The sequence below is a fragment of the Nonomuraea turcica genome (genome assembly GCF_030718205.1).
Taxonomy (GTDB): domain Bacteria; phylum Actinomycetota; class Actinomycetes; order Streptosporangiales; family Streptosporangiaceae; genus Nonomuraea.
The window spans coordinates 18,859-34,235 of record NZ_JAUZQF010000019.1 but is presented as its reverse complement, the minus strand read 5'-3'; the positions used below and the strand labels follow the sequence as shown (position 1 = coordinate 34,235).

11 protein-coding genes are annotated in these 15,377 nt (G+C 72.8%); 1 reads left to right on the top strand and 10 read right to left on the bottom strand.

Annotated features, from left to right (window positions below):
• Positions 1 to 10 precede the first annotated feature (10 nt).
• The 3 genes from Q9G87_RS39930 to Q9G87_RS39920 all read right to left on the bottom strand — a co-directional run bounded on the left by Q9G87_RS39930 (position 11) and on the right by Q9G87_RS39920 (position 3,256).
• The gene (locus tag Q9G87_RS39930) at positions 11 to 1,015 is read right to left on the bottom strand and encodes an enolase C-terminal domain-like protein (protein ID WP_305921790.1); all 1,005 of its coding nucleotides are present in this window, start codon (positions 1,013 to 1,015) and stop codon (positions 11 to 13) included.
• Positions 1,016 to 1,026: 11 nt separating this feature from the next.
• Positions 1,027 to 2,430 carry an MFS transporter gene (locus Q9G87_RS39925; protein ID WP_305921789.1) on the bottom strand — a complete coding sequence of 468 codons (1,404 nt, stop codon included), beginning with the start codon at positions 2,428 to 2,430 and terminating at the stop codon, positions 1,027 to 1,029.
• Between the two features lie 94 nt (positions 2,431 to 2,524).
• Positions 2,525 to 3,256, bottom strand: a complete 732-nt coding sequence (locus Q9G87_RS39920) for a TetR/AcrR family transcriptional regulator (RefSeq protein ID WP_305921788.1) — start codon at positions 3,254 to 3,256, stop codon at positions 2,525 to 2,527.
• Between the two features lie 99 nt (positions 3,257 to 3,355).
• Here Q9G87_RS39920 and Q9G87_RS39915 point away from each other — a divergent pair, with 99 nt between their 5' ends.
• Positions 3,356 to 4,801 (top strand): MFS transporter, encoded by a 1,446-nt coding sequence (locus tag Q9G87_RS39915; protein ID WP_305921787.1) that lies wholly within the window; start codon positions 3,356 to 3,358, stop codon positions 4,799 to 4,801.
• A 38-nt stretch (positions 4,802 to 4,839) separates the two neighbouring features.
• Here the strand turns inward: Q9G87_RS39915 and Q9G87_RS39910 are convergent, their stop codons facing one another.
• From Q9G87_RS39910 to Q9G87_RS39880, 7 genes are all read right to left on the bottom strand, one after another.
• A complete protein-coding gene (locus tag Q9G87_RS39910) occupies positions 4,840 to 5,985 on the bottom strand; it encodes a VWA domain-containing protein (protein WP_305921786.1) in 1,146 nt (381 codons plus the stop codon).
• Entirely contained in the window at positions 5,982 to 8,288 is a 2,307-nt protein-coding gene (locus Q9G87_RS39905; protein WP_305921785.1) for a DUF5682 family protein, read from the bottom strand. The genes Q9G87_RS39910 and Q9G87_RS39905 overlap by 4 nt, the downstream gene beginning before the upstream one ends.
• Positions 8,285 to 9,349 (bottom strand): ATP-binding protein, encoded by a 1,065-nt coding sequence (locus Q9G87_RS39900; protein ID WP_305921784.1) that lies wholly within the window; start codon positions 9,347 to 9,349, stop codon positions 8,285 to 8,287. Before Q9G87_RS39900 ends, Q9G87_RS39905 begins: the two co-directional genes overlap by 4 nt.
• Positions 9,346 to 10,629 carry a DUF5691 domain-containing protein gene (locus Q9G87_RS39895; RefSeq protein ID WP_305921783.1) on the bottom strand — a complete coding sequence of 428 codons (1,284 nt, stop codon included), beginning with the start codon at positions 10,627 to 10,629 and terminating at the stop codon, positions 9,346 to 9,348. The genes Q9G87_RS39900 and Q9G87_RS39895 overlap by 4 nt, the downstream gene beginning before the upstream one ends.
• Positions 10,626 to 12,182: an SWIM zinc finger family protein gene (locus tag Q9G87_RS39890; protein ID WP_371825898.1), complete on the bottom strand. Its 1,557-nt coding sequence runs from the start codon at positions 12,180 to 12,182 to the stop codon at positions 10,626 to 10,628. Before Q9G87_RS39890 ends, Q9G87_RS39895 begins: the two co-directional genes overlap by 4 nt.
• Positions 12,183 to 12,246: 64 nt before the next feature.
• Entirely contained in the window at positions 12,247 to 13,896 is a 1,650-nt protein-coding gene (locus tag Q9G87_RS39885) for a discoidin domain-containing protein (RefSeq protein ID WP_305921781.1), read from the bottom strand.
• Positions 13,897 to 13,900: 4 nt separating this feature from the next.
• The gene (locus Q9G87_RS39880; RefSeq protein WP_305921780.1) at positions 13,901 to 15,376 is read right to left on the bottom strand and encodes an alkaline phosphatase D family protein; all 1,476 of its coding nucleotides are present in this window, start codon (positions 15,374 to 15,376) and stop codon (positions 13,901 to 13,903) included.
• Position 15,377: the final 1 nt, after the last annotated feature.

The window sequence follows — 15,377 nt, the reverse complement described above, 5'->3', positions numbered from 1 at the left end:
GGTAGGAACCTTACGCGCGAAACGACTCCTTGACCATCCGCCGCAGCCGCATCTCGTCGATGTCGTGGCCGAGGCCGGACTGGGTCAGCGGGACGGCGACGACGCCGGCGTTGGCGCCCACGATCGGGGTGACGATCTGGTTCTGGCGGGGCGGCTGCGTCACGTCGCACGGCAGGGTGCAGCCCGGCAGGCTGGCGACGGCCACCGTCGCCGCCCTGGCCAGCCCCGCGCCCTGGCCGCCCGTGCACTGGATGTCCCAGCCCGCCGCCGCGGCGCGGTCGTGTGCGCGGCGGGCCTCGGTCAGCGAGGGGAACGCCGCCGGCCGCAGCAGCAGGACGCGGGCGGCGCGCAGCGTCAGGTAGTCGTCCAGCTCGGCGGTCGAGCCGACCTCGACCGCGACCGACGCGGCCACCTGGTCCTGCAGCGCGGCGTGCGCGTAGGGGTCGCCGGCGGCGAAGGGCCGCTCGATCACCTCCAGGCCGTAGGAGTCGAGCGCGACGAGCTGGCCGAGGTCGGTGTAGGCGTTGCCGCAGTCGACGGCGAGGGTCAGTGCGGGGTACGCCTGCCGCACCGCGCGCACCGGCTCCACGTCCCAGCCGGGCCTGATGTCCAGCGTGACGTGCCCGTATCCAGCGCAGACCTGCTGGTTGACCCGGGAGACGAGGCTCTCGGGCGACGGGTCGGGCGTCAGGCGCACGGTGGCGATGAGCGAGGTGCGGGTGCCGCCGATCGCCTCCGCGAGCGGCACCCCGCGCATCCTGGTCCACAGGTCCCAGCAGGCCATGTCCACCGCGGAGTCGCCGCTCGGCACGGCGTCGGGGTGCTCCCAGTCGACGCCGATCAGCAGGGCGGCCAGCGTCTCCTCGAGCCTCGACCAGGTCTTGGGCTGGGGGGAGGTCGCCTCGCCCCAGCCGGTCATGCCGCCGTGGTCGGTGAGCTTCACCAGCAGGGTCTCCGACCTCCTGCCGAATGGCAGAACCACCCGGAAGACCTCAAGCTCCCGCACTCGCGGCATGTACCCCCCTTTTATGACGCGGTTTCCTCCATACTGCCTGCTCGCGCGGAACGCACCAAACGCGGGGCCAGAAGGAAGGCCAGGAACGCGAGCGCGACGGTGGAGGCCAGGCCGATGGCGTAGTTCTCGGCGGTGGCAGTGAACAGGGCGCCGCTGCCCGCGACGGCCACCACGGTGAACACCGATTCCCCCACGCCCACGGCCGCGCTGTTCTGGCCTTCCTCTCCCTGCGCCGACATCTCCAGCACCAGGACGGAGACGGTGGGGTGCAGCGTGCCGATGCCCAGTCCGGCCAGCGGCATGGCGACGTACGCGAGCGCGATCGGCACCGCGTCGATCAGCACGAGCGTCACCAGTGCGAGCCCGAGCGTGAGCAGGGCGGCGCCGCCGCGGATGGCGGTCAGGTGGCTCATGCGACCGCGGCCCTTGATCCAGGAGCCGGTGGACCAGCCGAGCGCGCCGACGGTGAGCACGACGCCCGCCGCCGTGGCGCTGAGCCCGCGCTCGTTCATCAGCATGAGCGGGATGAGGACCTGGGCGGCGGTGAGTGAGCCGAACGCGAGGCCGCGCAGCACGGGCGCGGTGGGCAGGCCGGGGGCGGCCCTGAGGGAGCCGGGGAGGAGAAGCTTGGGCAGGGCCACGGCCAGCAGGATGACGCCGGCGGCGAGGAGCGGCAGGCCGACGAGCTTGAGCGCGCTGCCGTACTGGATGAGCGCGGCGGCGACGGCGGTCAGCGAGGCCCAGACGAGCTTGCGACCGAGGCCGGGGGCGGGCTCGGCGCTGCCGCCACTCAGCTCGCGGCCGGCGGTGCTGCCGCCCAACTCACGGCCGGCGGTGCCGCGCCAGAGCAGGAGCGCCGAAGGAACGACGATCAGTGAGACGCCGAGGAAGATCCACCGCCAGTCGGCGTTCTCGACCACGAAGCCGGCGATCGCGGGCCCGACCATGGACGGCACCACCCAAGCGGCAGAGAACAGGGCGAACACCTTGGGATGCAGCGCGCTGGGATAGACCCGGGCGACCAGCACGTACAGCGCGACCTGGGTCGCCCCGGCCCCGAGCCCCTGCACGAACCGGCCGGCGACGAACATCTCCATGGTCGGCGCGAACCCGGCCAGCAGCAGCCCGGCCACGAAGGTCGCCACGCCGGCCGTGATCGGCTCCACCGGGCCCCGCCGGTCGCTCCACCGCCCGCCCAGCACCGTCGCGATCACGCTGGCCGCCAGAGTGGCGCTGAAGGCCAGGTTGTACAGGTGCATGCCGCGCAGCTCGCGGGCCACCACGGGCATGGCCGTGGCCACCGCCATCGCCTCGAACGCCAGCAACGTCACGATCGCGACCAGCCCGAAGCTCAGGGCCCGGTACGGGGCGGACACCACGCCCGCCGTTTCCGATCTCTCAACAGTCGTCGTCATGGCGGGCAACGCTATGGCCGGGCCACGGGCCGGCACATCGGGCGCGGGACCTAGACGGTCCTGGGCCATTAGCCCTACGGCATGCGGGCGCGGTCTACGGCATGCGTGCCTCGATGCCGTCCAGCAGCAGCTCCAGCCCGTAACGGAAGCGGTCCTCGCCGTCGCCGGCGATCAGCTCGTCGACGAACTTGGTCACGGTCGGGAACCGCTCCACCGGCAGCTCCCGGTAGTAGGCGGCGATCTGCCCGGCGAATTGCTCGAAGTATTCCCCGGGGTCCGTCAGCCCGGCCGATCGCATCCGCGCGTAGTGAACGGTGCCCTCGTAGGCGTCGCCGACGACGTAGAGGGAGAGCCGGTCCATCGCCAGGGACGCCTGGCGCGGCGCCATGCCGGCCTCGATCAGCAGCCCGAAGACGAACTCGCCGATGCGGACCGAGTTTTCGCCCGTGGGGATGTTGGCCAGCGCGACTCTGGCCACGTCGGCGTGGCCGGCGAGCACGCCGTGCACCTCCATGGCGTAGGCGCGGAGTTGCTCCTTCCACCGCGCCGGATCGCGTTCGGGCAGCCGGATCTCGCCGAGCACCCGGTCGTAGACGAGCTCCAGCAGCTCGTCCTTGTTGGCGACGTGCGCGTAGAGCGAGGCGGGGCCCGTGTCGAGCTCCTGGGCGACGCGTCTCATGCTGAGCGCGTCGAGCCCTTCGGCGTCCAGGATCCGGAGTCCGGTATCGACGATCAGGTCCTGGCTCAGCTGCCGCTTGGCCGGCGCCGGCGTGCGCGACTTACGCCAGGGCGGCGCCGGCACGCTTTCTGTCCTCTCGCGATCCATACGAACATCGTACTTGACACGAACGCCGTTCGTCACTAAAACAGTGTTCGTAACGAACAGCGTTCGTCCGTAGAACACCGTTATGACGAAGGAGTCCCCATGACGACCACCGCCTCCATGGCGACGACCGAGGTCCAGCCCTATCGCTGGCGCTGGGTCGCGCTCTTCGTGGTCCTGGCCGCCGAGGTCATGGACTTACTCGATGCGCTCGTGACCACGATCGCCGCCCCCACCATCCAGAAGGAGCTCGGTGGCTCTGACAGCCTCGTGCAGTGGCTGGGCGCCGGCTACACGCTGGCCATGGCCGTCGGCCTGATCACCGGTGGCCGGCTCGGCGACCTGTACGGCAGGAAGCGCATGTTCCTGATCGGCGCCTTCGGCTTCACCGCCGCCTCGCTGCTGTGCGGGGTCGCGGTCAGCCCGGCGATGCTGGTCGGCAGCCGGGTGTTGCAGGGCCTGTTCGGGGCCGTGATGATCCCGCAGGGCCTGGGCCTGATCAAGGAGATGTTCCCGCCGCGCGAGCTGGGCAAGGCGTTCGGCCTGTTCGGCCCGGTCATGGCCATCTCGTCGGTCGGCGGCCCCATCCTGGCCGGCTGGCTGGTCGACGCCGACTTCTTCGGCACCGGCTGGCGCATGATCTTCCTGATCAACCTGCCGATCGGGCTGGCCACCGCGCTGGCCGCGATCCGGTTCCTGCCCGAGTTCCGCCTCTCGAACGCCACCAGGCTCGACCTCGGCGGCGTCGCCCTGGTGTCGGCGGCCGCGTTCCTGCTGATCTACCCGCTCATCCAAGGCCGTGAGCTGGGCTGGCCCGCGTGGACGTTCGCGTCGATGGCCGCCTCGATCGTGTTGTTCGCGGTCTTCGGCCGCTACGAGTCGCGCCGCGCCAAGGCGGGCAAGGACCCGCTGGTCACGCCCGGACTGTTCCGCAAGCGTGCCTTCACCGGCGGCCTGGTGGCCGGCCTGGCCTTCTTCGCCGGGATGATGGGCTTCGGCCTGGTCTTCAGCCTCTACACCCAGATGGGGCTCGGCTTCACGCCGCTGCAGGCCGGTCTGGCCGGACTGCCGCAGGCGGTGGGCGGCGTGCTCGGCTTCGGCCTGGCGATGTCCGGCCTGCAGGAGAAGCTCGGCCGGGGCCTGCTGCAGATCGGCACCGTCGTCATGGCGGCCGGCGCGGCGGTGCTCGCCCTGACCATCCACCTGGCCGGCGTCGAGGTCACCAGCTGGCAGCTGGCCCCCGGTCTCGGCCTCGTCGGCATCGGGATGGGCCTGACCATGGCGCCGTTCTTCGACATCGTGCTCGCCGGCGTCGAGCCGCACGAGTCCGGCTCCGCGTCCGGCACGCTGACCGCGATCCAGCAGCTGGGCGCTGCGCTCGGCACCGCCGTGCTGGGGACGCTGTTCTTCAACCTGCTCGCCGCCGAGTGGAGCTTCGGGGCGTCGATGCAGGTAACGGTATGGGTCGAGGTCGGGCTGCTGGTGCTGACGCTCGCGCTGTCGTTCCTGATGCCCCGCCGGGCCCGGCCGGAACAGGCCGCCCACTGAGCGTCATGTGACCGCGGCCCCGATGCGGGGTCGCGGTCTCACGCGCTCACCTGCCGCTCGGCCCACTGGGCGATGTCGCGCCGCTCGATCGCCGCCGCCATCAGGTCGGGGAACGCGTCGGGCGTGCACGCGAACGCGGGCACCCCCAGCGCGGCCAGCGCGGCGGCGTTGTCGTGGTCGTAGAACGGCGCGCCCTCGTCGGACAGCGCGAGCAGCACGATCACCTGCACGCCGGCCTGCGTCATCGCGGCGACCCTGCGCAACATCTCCTGCCGCACGCCGCCCTCGTACAGGTCGCTGATCAGAATGAAGATCGAGTTGGCCGGCCTCGTGATGAGCCCCTGGCAGTAGGCGATGGCCCGGTTGATGTCGGTGCCGCCGCCGAGCTGGGTGCCGAACAGCAGCTCGACCGGATCGTGCAGCCGCTCGGTGAGATCCACCACCGCCGTGTCGAACACCACCAGCGACGTCTTGAGCGAGCGCATCGACGCCAGCACCGCCCCGAACACACTCGAATACACCACCGAGGCCGCCATCGACCCGCTCTGGTCGATGCACAACACCACCTCGCGCTGCACCGACCGCTGGCGCCGGGCGTAGCCGACGAGCCGTGACGGGACGACGGTGTTGCGTTCCGGCAGGTAGTTCTTGAGGTTCGCCCTGATCGTCCGGTTCCAGTCGATGTCGGCCACCCGCTTGGGGCGATGTGTCCTGGCCGCGCGGTCGAGCGCGCCCGTCACGGCCGCCCTGGTCTTCTGCGCGAGCCTGCGCTCAAGCTCCGCCACCACCGTGCGCACCACGGCCCTGGCCGACTCGCGGGCCTGGTCGGGCATGACCTTGTTGAGCGCGAGCAAGGTGCCGACCAGGTGCACGTCGGGCTCCACCGCCTCGAGCATCTCCGGTTCCAGCAGGAGCCTGGTGAGGTTGAGCTTCTCGATCGCGTCCTTCTGCATGACCTGGACGACAGTGGAGGGGAAGTAGGTCCTGATGTCGCCCAGCCAGCGGGCCACCCGCGGCGCCGACGCGCCCAGCCCGCCCTGCCGGCCATCCTGGTCGTAGACGGCGGCCAGGGCCGCGTCCATCTGCACGTCCGCGCCCTGAAGCCCGCACCCGGTGCCGTCGGCGTCCCCGCCGCCCAGCACCAGCCGCCACCGGCGCATCCGCTCGTCATCTGCCGCGCTCATCCGCCCGCCCTCCCGAGTCCATCCGCCTTCCGGAGCTCGTCCGCCTGCCCGAATCCGCCCGCCTTTCCGAGGATCGCCAGCACGGTGGTGACGGCCGCCGCCGCGCGCGACTCGTCCACGTCCTGCTCCCCTTCCGCTTCCACGCGCCCGGCCGAGCGGACGCGCTCCCCGATGGCCCGGCGCTCCGGCACGGCGAAGCTGCCGAACGTACGGCGCAACAGCGGCAGCACGTCGGTGAACTGGTCACCAGAAAGCCCGCCGATCCAGTCGTCGACCAGGGCCAGCAGCCTCGCGTCGTGCACCAGCAGCAGCCCGCCTCCGGCCAGGAATCCCTCGACCCACGCCGCCGCCCTGGCCGGCGTCTGCCCCCTGGACATGGCCCTGGACATGCGGTCACCGGCGTCCTGGAGCTCGCCCGAGTCCAGCAGGATCCTGGTCAGCCGCCCTTCGATGAGCCCGTGCAGGTCCTGCCGGTCGCTGATCCCGCGCAGCGTGACCAGCCACCGGCTCCGCGGCGCCGCCCCGGCTTCTCCGCCCTCAGATGGCACGCCCTCGGATGACACGCCCTCGGATGACACGCCCTCCCCTGCCGACGCCCCACCGTCGGAGGGCGGGTCGGTGAGGAGGGCGACGGCGGCGTGCACCGCGTCCACGTGTTCGAGCAGATCGGCCGCCGCGTCGTCGTCCAGCCCGGTCACCGCCACCGGCAGCCCGACGCAGATCCGCTCCAGCATCGAGCGCACGATCACCGCCAGCCCCTCGGCCGACGTGCCCCGTACGTCGCCGTAACGGTGGGCACGCACCATCGCGGGCAGGGCCGCCATCAGGTGTGTGACGTCGGTGTCGAGCGCCGCCTTGGCCGACAGCGCGGCCAGCACCTCGGGCAGCGCCTCTGACAGGTCGGCGAGCAGGCACTGCTCGACCAGCGACGTCAGGTCCGCCAGCGCCGCCCCCGGCGCGCCCGCCAGGTCCCTGGCCCGCTGGGCGGTGGCGGCCCTCACGGTGGTGCCCAGGGCGGCGTGCTCGATGAGGGCGAGATCGTGCTCCGGACGCCACTGCAGCGTCCATGTCTCCCTGAACGTGCCCTTGCCGCGCGTCTGCCCCGGCGTCCCCCAGCCGACGCCGAGCAACCGCAGCCGGTGCAGCAGATGGCTGCGCTCGAGGTCGAGGGGCTTGCGCAGGTCGAGGTCGATCTCGCGGTCGAGCGCCTCCGGCTTGAGCTTCAGCCGCCGCTGCTGCTCGCGCAGGTCACGCTGGAGCGGCACCATCGGCGTGCCGTCGGAGACGTGGCCCAACCGGTCGCCCACGACCATGCGGCGCTGGATCAGCTCCACGGCCAGGTCGTCGCCTTCGCACAGCACGGCCCTGGCCGCCTCGGTGACCTCGCTCAACCCCGCCAGCGGGCGGCCGCGGAGCGCGGCCAGGCTGCCGGCCAGGCGTACGGACTCGATGACGTGCGCGGACGACACCGGCAGACCTTCATCGCGCAGCACGGCGGCGGCCTCGGCCAGCCATCGCTCGACGGGCCGGTCGGGCGCGGTGAACAGGTGGTGGTACCAGCCGGGCGAGGTGATGCCCGCGCCGTAGCCGCTCCACGAGGCCAGCCGCCCGTACGTCCACGGCACCCAGGTCAGCTCGGCCTTCACCTTCGGCAGCCCACGCAGGAGCGCGGTGTCCGCTGTCGCGGGCGGCAGCGGCCCGGCCAGCGCCGGAACGTGCCAGGCCCCGCAGACCACCACGATCCTGCCGTAGCCCTGCTTGAGCGCCGCGCGGAGGGTCTTGCGCATGTGAGCCTCGCGCCTGGCCTCCCGCTCGTCCGGCTCGTAGCCTTCGCGTACGGCGGCCATGGCCTCGGCGATCACCTCGAAGGGGGTGTCGCCGCGGTGCTCGACGACGTCCTCCCACCAGCGTTCGGGGTCGTCGTATCCGGCGGCCGCGGCGAGCGAGCCGATCGGGTCGGCCCGCAGCTCCGAGACCTCCTCATCGGTCCGGCCGGCCAGCGAATGGGCCGCGGGCAGGTCGCAGAAGCGCACGGGGACGCCCGCGGAGGTGCCGTACAGGATGGCCTGCCACTCCGGCGAGAACCCGGCGAACGGCCAGAAAGCGGCGTTGGCGGCGTCGCCCGGCACGTGCGCGAGCAGTGCGACGGGCGGCTCCAGCTCCGGGGCGAGCGGGATGAGCGGGTCGGCCTCGGGCGGGCCCTCGATGAGGATCGCGTCGGGGCGCAGGCGCTCGAGCTCGGCCCGGACGGCCCGCGCCGACCCCGGCCCGTGGTGCCGCACGCCCAGAACATGCACACTCATGAGACCTCGCGGCACGCGCGGTAGAAGTCGCGCCAGTCGGAACGCTCTCTGACCACGGTCTCCAGGTATTCGCGCCACACCACCCGATCCGACACCGGCTCCTGCACCACCGCGCCCACGATGCCGGCGGCCACGTCGGACGGGCGCAGGACGCCGTCGCCGAAGTGGGCGGCCAGCGCGATGCCGCTGGTGAGGACCGAGATCGCCTCTGCCGTGGACAGGGTCCCGCTGGGCGACTTCACCTTGGTCCTGCCGTCCTCGGTGACGCCCGCACGCAGCTCGCGGAAGACCGTCACCACGCGCCGGATCTCCTCCAGGCCGGTCGTGGTCTCGGGCAGCTCCAGCGCCCGGCCGAGCTGGGTGACGCGGCGGGCCACGATGTCCACCTCCTCCTCGGCGGTGGCCGGCACCGGCAGCACCACGGTGTTGAAGCGGCGGCGCAGCGCGCTGGACAGCTCGTTGACGCCCCGGTCGCGGTCGTTGGCGGTGGCGATGACGTTGAAGCCCCGCTCGGCCTGCACCTCCCGGTTGAGCTCGGGGATCGGCAGCGTCTTCTCCGACAGGACGGTGATCAGCGCGTCCTGGACGTCCGACGGCATGCGGGTCAGCTCCTCGACGCGCGCGATGCGGCCCTCGGCCATCGCCCGCATCACCGGCGAAGGAGTCAGCGCCTCGATCGAGGGGCCCTCGGCCAGCAGTCTGGCGTAGTTCCAGCCGTACCGGATGGCCTCCTCCGCGGTGCCGGCGGTGCCCTGCACGAGCAGCGTCGAGTCGCCGCTGATGGCGGCGGCCAGGTGCTCCGACAGCCACGTCTTGGCGGTGCCGGGCACGCCGAGCAGCAGCAACGCGCGGTCGGTCGCCAGCGTGGCGACGGCCACCTCGACGATGCGGCGCGCGCCCACGTATTTGGGGGTGACGCGGTCGCCGTCGCCCAGGATGTAGGTGGTGACGGCCCACGGCGACAACTTCCAGCCCGGCGGTCGGGGCCGGTCGTCGTCCTTGGCCAGGAGGGCCAGCTCCTCGGCGTATTGGTCCTCCGCGTGCGGGCGCAGAACGGTCACGGGGTCTCCTTCAATTCCTTGTACATGTCGGCACGGAAGCGCAGCAGCGCGGCGACCTGCTGGATGGACTCGACCGGCGAGTAGCTCTCCGCCAGCGGGAACAACGCCGGGTCGATGCGCTCGCCGGCCAGCTTGACCAGCTCGCCGAGGTTCCACGGCTGCGTGGCGGCCACCTTCACGATCTTGCGGAGAACGGCGGTGGCCAGCCCTTCGCGCCAGTGGGAGGACACGCCGCCCAGGACCATGATGAGCTGGCTGTCCAGGTCGTGCGTGCGGACGAAATCGGCGGCGAGCTCCTGCTGCTCGTCGGCCGGGAGGGACTCCAGGAGGTCGGCGATCGGGTCCCACCCGAACATCGCCCGCGCCCACTCGGGGTCCTTCTGCAGCACGGCGGCACGCACCCAGGCGGCCTTCACGTCGGCGTCCCAGTCGGGGATCCGCATCCTGAGCAATCGGGCGGGCGGGTGGCCCCACACCGCGAGCGGCGCGCGGGCGATGATCTGCTGGAGCCACCAGGCCCGCTCGCCGATGCCCCGAGGGGGTTTGGGCCTGACGCCGTCGCGTTCCATGGCCTTGTCGCACTCGCGGGGGGCCTCGATGGTGATGACGTTGCCGGCGATGGCGACACACGCCCGCACCCGCTCGGCCATCCGCTGGGACAGGCGCGAGCCGGGAAGGCCGGCGAGCAGGTTGGCGGCGGCCTGGCGCACCTCCCTGCGCCGGTCGTCCAGCACCGACTCCAGGAACGGCTCGTCGTCGATGCTCAGCCCGTCGGCCAGCACGTCTGCGAACTCGGCGCGGTCGTCGGGCGTCTCACGCTCCCACGTGCTCTCCAGCAGCCGCCTGGCCTGGCCGGGATCCGCCGCCCTGAGCGCACGCAGGTGCGCCCGCCGGTCGGCCGAACCGCCCAGCTCCCACGTCTGGCCCGTCGGCTCCTCCAGCAGGTAGGCCCACGCCGGGTTGTGACCGGCCAGCCACCTGCCGCGCTGCCCGGCCAGCACGCCGAGGTGGACCCGGATCGAGCGGTCGCGGCGGCCGCGTTCGAGCAGCTCGGGCAGCGCATAAGGAGGCACCCGGCGACCGGTCCCCGCCGCCGCGGCGAGCCATTCGGGCAGCAGCCTCTCGTGCTCGCCCCCCATGATCCTGACCAGGCGCTCGGCGGCGCGCCCGGCCCGCCTCCTGGCCACCGCGACGGCCGCGTCCTCGAGTAGGACCCCGTGGTAGGGCCTGCGGTCGGTGCCGACCAGCGCCGCCGACGCCAGCTCCTCCCAGGTGCTCACACGATCACCGCCGTTCCCTCGTCGTCCCAGGTGGTCAGGGGGCGCAGGCCTTGCGGAGTCCATTCGGCGGCGACCGTGAGCGGGTGTCCGCCCGAGACGGCGATCAGCCGCCACGGGTCACGGGATCTGGGGTGCAGCGGGAGCCCTCCGAGCGAGGTCCGCTCGGGGACGACCCCGGCCAGCACGAGCGGCCAGGACTCGGTCCACGGATCCTCGGCCAGCGCCCCTGCGACCTCATCGAGCGCCTGCTCCGGCGACAGGCCGGGAGGAACGGCCTGCGGCACAGCGGCGCGCGGGGCCGTCGGGTCGGCCTCGGCAGCAGCGCGCGGGGCCGCAGGGCCGGCCTCGGCAGCGGTGCCATGAGCTGTGAGGGTGCCGTGGTGGGTGGCGATCAGGGCGCGCAAGGGGGCCGCGCCCGGGTAGAAGGCCACGTCGGCGTCGATGACGATGCCGGTGACCGGGGAGGCGTCCAAAGGCCGGCCCTGCGGAGCGAAGGACAGGATCAGCGCCGGTCGGCCGCTGCGGCGACCGCGGAGCCAGACGCGGCGGGCCGTCAGCCCGTCCTGCACCTCCTCTCGCCTGCCCAGCACGTCCCAGTGGTCGCGCACCGCCGGCCCGGCAAGCACCTCTTCCCTGGTGACCGGGAACCCGGTGCGGATCAGGACGGTCTGGGCGAGCGGACCGGGCAGCTCGGCCCGCCGCCGGTAGGCGACGGCGAGCAGGTTGATGAGGGCGTATTCCTCCAGCAGCCGGCCCGGCCAGTCGTCCTCCGCCCGCACCTGGGCCAGGCGGGAGACGATGCCCGCGAGGCCTGGGGCCTGGGCGTCGATGAGGCGCTTGGCCAGGCCGTCCCAGTCGTGCTCGGCGGCCCCCGCCAAGCCCTGCCGCACCTGGTCGGCCAGCCAGCGCTCCACCTCGGCCAGCCCGGAGGCGACGCGCGCATGACGCGGCGACTCCGCCCCGCCCGAGACGCCCGGCCCCGTAGCACCCTGCCCCTGACCAGAGGCACCAGTGCCGGGCCCCGCGCCCGGCCCTGCCGCGCCCTGCGGACCGGAGGCCGTGCCGAGCCCAGCGCCCGGCCCTGCCGCACCCTGCCCGTGGCCGGAGGCGCCGGTGCTGGGGCCGGCTGGCGTGCCCGGGCCTGGTTGTGCCGCGTCCACCTGGCTGTCGGCGGCGGCCTTGGCGCGGGCGGCGTCGAGGCGGGCCGCGGCTTTGGCCGCGCGCTCCGCCCGCGCCTCCTGCCACTCCGTCACCCACTGCGGCGCCGCCTGCGCCTCCGGCACCCCGTCCGCGGACCACATGAGCAGCAGCCCGAGCGCATGCTTGCAGGGGAACTTCCTGCTCGGGCAGCTGCACCGGTAGGCGGGCTCGGTCAGGTCGACGCACGCCAGGTAGGGCTTGGCCCCGCTGCCCTTGCACTCGCCATACAGGACCGTGCCCGTCGTGCCACGCGACGACCACTTCCCCGGCGCCGCGATCCCCTGGGCAGCCTTCTGGGAAGAGGCGTCAGGGGCGAGGGCGAGCACCTGATCCCGGCTCCACCGTTCGATCACCTGCCGCAGACTAGCCAGCCCGACCGACATTTCGCCGCGAGTCGTGGAGATCCCCCGGCCGCCGTCAACCGACCGTGACCTCCGCGGCGGACAGGTAGGAGCCGCCGAGCGCCCGGTGCCCCTCGAGGCGCACGTAGCGGGCGTCCACCGGCGTGAACGTGGCCGTCTTGAGCCGGGCGTCGCCCGCCCACGTGCCGGCCGTGACCTCGGTGAAGCTCTGGCCGTCGGCGCTGACGTACACCTTGTAGTCCAAGAGCGTGCCGTTGAGGTTGCCGTCGAAGCGAGGCTGGTAATCGACCTTGCCGACGCGCTTGACCTCGCCCAGGCTGAGCGTGATCGACTGCGGCAGCGGAGTGGGCGGCGAATACTCCGAGTGCCAGAAGGTGGCGATGTCCCCGTCGACCGCCCGCTCGGGCCCGAAGCCGGCGTGGAAGCTGCTGGCGTACACCTTGGGCTCCACGCACGTCTGCGTGACGGTGACCGGGAGCTCGGTGGTCTGGTCGCCGACCTGTACGGTCACGCGGTGCTCGCCGGGCGGCGTCTCCCGGGGCGCGGTGATCTTGACGATGGCGAGCGCGCCCTGGCCGGCGGGGACGTCGAGGGAGGTCGTGGCGGGGGTGGCGGTGAGCGGGGCGGCGGCCGTCACCGTGACGGGCCTGGACAGGGCGTCGCCGGTGTTGTTGACGATCCTGGCCGCCACCTCGGCCTGGCGTACGGCCAGCTCGCAGTGGTCGAGCACGATCCTGCTCGGCGCGACCGACTGCTGGACCGGCTGCCCGGCACCGAGCAGCGCCCAGCCGAACGGCGCGTCGGCGTAGTAGACGCCGCGGCACGCGCCCGGCGCCGAGCGCGGCCGTCCCGCGTCGAAGTGCGGCTTGCAGGAGGCCCGGTCCGGCAGGTCGGCGTCGTAGGCGGTGTCGAGGCCGGCGGCGAGCACCTGGCCGCGGGCGAACACGTACCCGCTGTGGTTCCTGCTCTGCGCGTCGGCCTTGTCGAACAACGCGTCGCTGTACGCCTTGGCACCCGTCAGATCCGCCCAGAACGCCTGCGGCGCGCAACCCACGGCCTGGTCCTCGCTCGGCACGGCGCAGCGGCCGGCCCGGAAGTCTCCGCCGATCACCGTCACCCCCGACGGGTCCGGGAACCTGGCGTCGGCCAGCGCGGCGAAGGTGGCGGCGGCGGGGGCCGGGTCACCGCCGGGGTGCACGGCCAGCAGCGGCACCCGCAGCGTGCCGTCGCGCCTGGCGGCGCCCACGTGCGCCTGGTCCTCGTCCTGCACGCGTTCGAAGCCGCCGGGCCTGGCGACGGTCATGGTGTCGGTGTTGAGGATGACGGCGCTCTCGCGGACGGAGCCGTCGGCCTGGAACGCGGACCGCTCGCCCGCGACCTCCACCCGGTACCTGTACCCGGTGGCCTTGCTGAGGCTGGTGGCCAGGCGGCGGGCCCCCGGGCCGAGGATCTCGTTGAGCACGAGCGCGTCGGGGGCGGCCGGGACCTTGGTGGCCAGGCGGGCGGCGAAGTTCTCCAGATCGGTGGTGTCGCCGGCGTCAGCCGGACGGACCGAGTCCTGCAGGTTGGCGTGCACGACGAGCACCTGGCCGGCCGGCGTCCTGGGCAGCTCGGGGTCCATGGTCGAGCCGGCCGCGGGCACGGCGCCCAAGGGGATCACGGCGAGCACGGCGAGCACGGCGGCGGCGAAGAACGATTTCCTCATGATCTCACACGTCCTGGAGGGCCGGCCGGCCCGACTCGACGACGAACGACTTGCGTACCGACGCGGTGCCGTCGGGCGTGGTGACCTTGTCCACGACCACGTAGTCGGCCCGCATGGTGTCCTTGGCGACGCGGCAGCGGACGTAGCCGCGCTGGTTGTTGAAGAACTTCAGGTGCGGGTTGGCGGCGAGCCACTCGGTTCCGCCGGTGGTCATGTCGGCGCCGTTGCCGCCGGAGGTGATCGAGGTGCCGAGGAACTCGACGCCGACCGCCGGCGAGTCCGGGTCGGCGAAGTCGCGTTTGAGCTCGGCGGCGCAGTTGACGTGGGCGTCGCCGGTTATGACGACCGGGTTGGCGACCTCGCGCTCGGCGATGCCGGCCCAGAGGCGGTCGCGCTCGGCGGTGTAGCCGTCCCAGGTGTCGGGGTTGAGCTGCTGGAGCCCGGGGTCGGTGAGCCGGTCGAGCTGGAACATCATCACCTGGTTCGCCAGGATGTTCCAGCTGCTGCGGGAGCGGCCCAGGCCGTCGAGCAGCCACGCCGCCTGCTGCTCGCCCAGCATGGAGCGGGAGGGGTCCAGGCGGGCGGTGATGTTGGCGGGGCTGCGGAACTGCCGCTCGTCCAGAACGTGGAACGTGGCCAGCCGGCCGTACCCGATGCGCTGGTAGACCGACATGTCCGGGCCCGTGGGCAGGGTCGAGGGGCGCAGCGGCTGGTTCTCGAAGTAGGCGCGGAAGGCGGCGGCGCGGCGGCGCAGGAAGTTCTCCGGGGTACCGCCGGTGGGCGACAGGTCGCTGCCCCAATTGTCCTCCACGTCGTGATCGTCCGGGGTGAAGAACCAGGGTGCGACCGCGCGGGCGGCCTGCAGGTCGGGGTCGGAGTTGACGAGGGCGTAGCGCAGGCGGTACTGCGAGAGCGTCATCGTGGGCGCGTTGTGCGCGGCCGACAGGGACGTCCTGCGCTGGCCGCCGGTGGCGCCGATGCCGTACTCGTAGATGTAGTCGCCGAGGTGGCCGATCAGGTCCAGGTCCTGTGCGGCCATGTCGCGGAAGGCCGTGTAGAAGCCCGCTTCCCATTGCTGGCAGGAGGCGTACGCGAAGGCGACTTCGGTGGCCCAGCGCGGGTCGGGCGCGGTCTTGGTGCGTCCGACGCGGCTGGTCTCGTCGCCGACCGTGAACCGATACCAGTATTCGCGGCCGGGGCGCAGCCCGTTCACCTCGACGTGGACGGCGTGGGCGAGCTCGGGGCGGGCGGTGGCGACCCCCTTGTGCACCAGGCGCCGCATGCCGTCGTCCTCGGCGATCTCCCACCGGACCGGCACGGGCGTCCGCGGCATGCCGCCCATCCCGTCGTCGGCCAGCGGCTGGGTGGCGAGCCTGGTCCATAACACCACGCCGTCCGGGCGCGGGTCGCCGGAGGAGACGCCCAGCGTGAAGGGGTTGGCGGATAAAGCGGGCACGGGGTCGGTCGCCCCGCTCGGCACC

Excerpts from the sequence above, each read along its gene's own strand:
- Q9G87_RS39930 (WP_305921790.1), bottom strand. The coding sequence starts at position 1,015 with ATGCCGCGAGTGCGGGAGCTTGAGGTCTTCCGGGTGGTTCTGCCATTC.
- Q9G87_RS39925 (WP_305921789.1), bottom strand. The coding sequence starts at position 2,430 with ATGACGACGACTGTTGAGAGATCGGAAACGGCGGGCGTGGTGTCCGCC.
- Q9G87_RS39920 (WP_305921788.1), bottom strand. The coding sequence starts at position 3,256 with ATGGATCGCGAGAGGACAGAAAGCGTGCCGGCGCCGCCCTGGCGTAAG.
- Q9G87_RS39915 (WP_305921787.1), top strand. The coding sequence starts at position 3,356 with ATGACGACCACCGCCTCCATGGCGACGACCGAGGTCCAGCCCTATCGC.
- Q9G87_RS39910 (WP_305921786.1), bottom strand. The coding sequence starts at position 5,985 with ATGAGCGCGGCAGATGACGAGCGGATGCGCCGGTGGCGGCTGGTGCTG.
- Q9G87_RS39905 (WP_305921785.1), bottom strand. The coding sequence starts at position 8,288 with ATGAGTGTGCATGTTCTGGGCGTGCGGCACCACGGGCCGGGGTCGGCG.
- Q9G87_RS39885 (WP_305921781.1), bottom strand. The coding sequence starts at position 13,896 with ATGAGGAAATCGTTCTTCGCCGCCGCCGTGCTCGCCGTGCTCGCCGTG.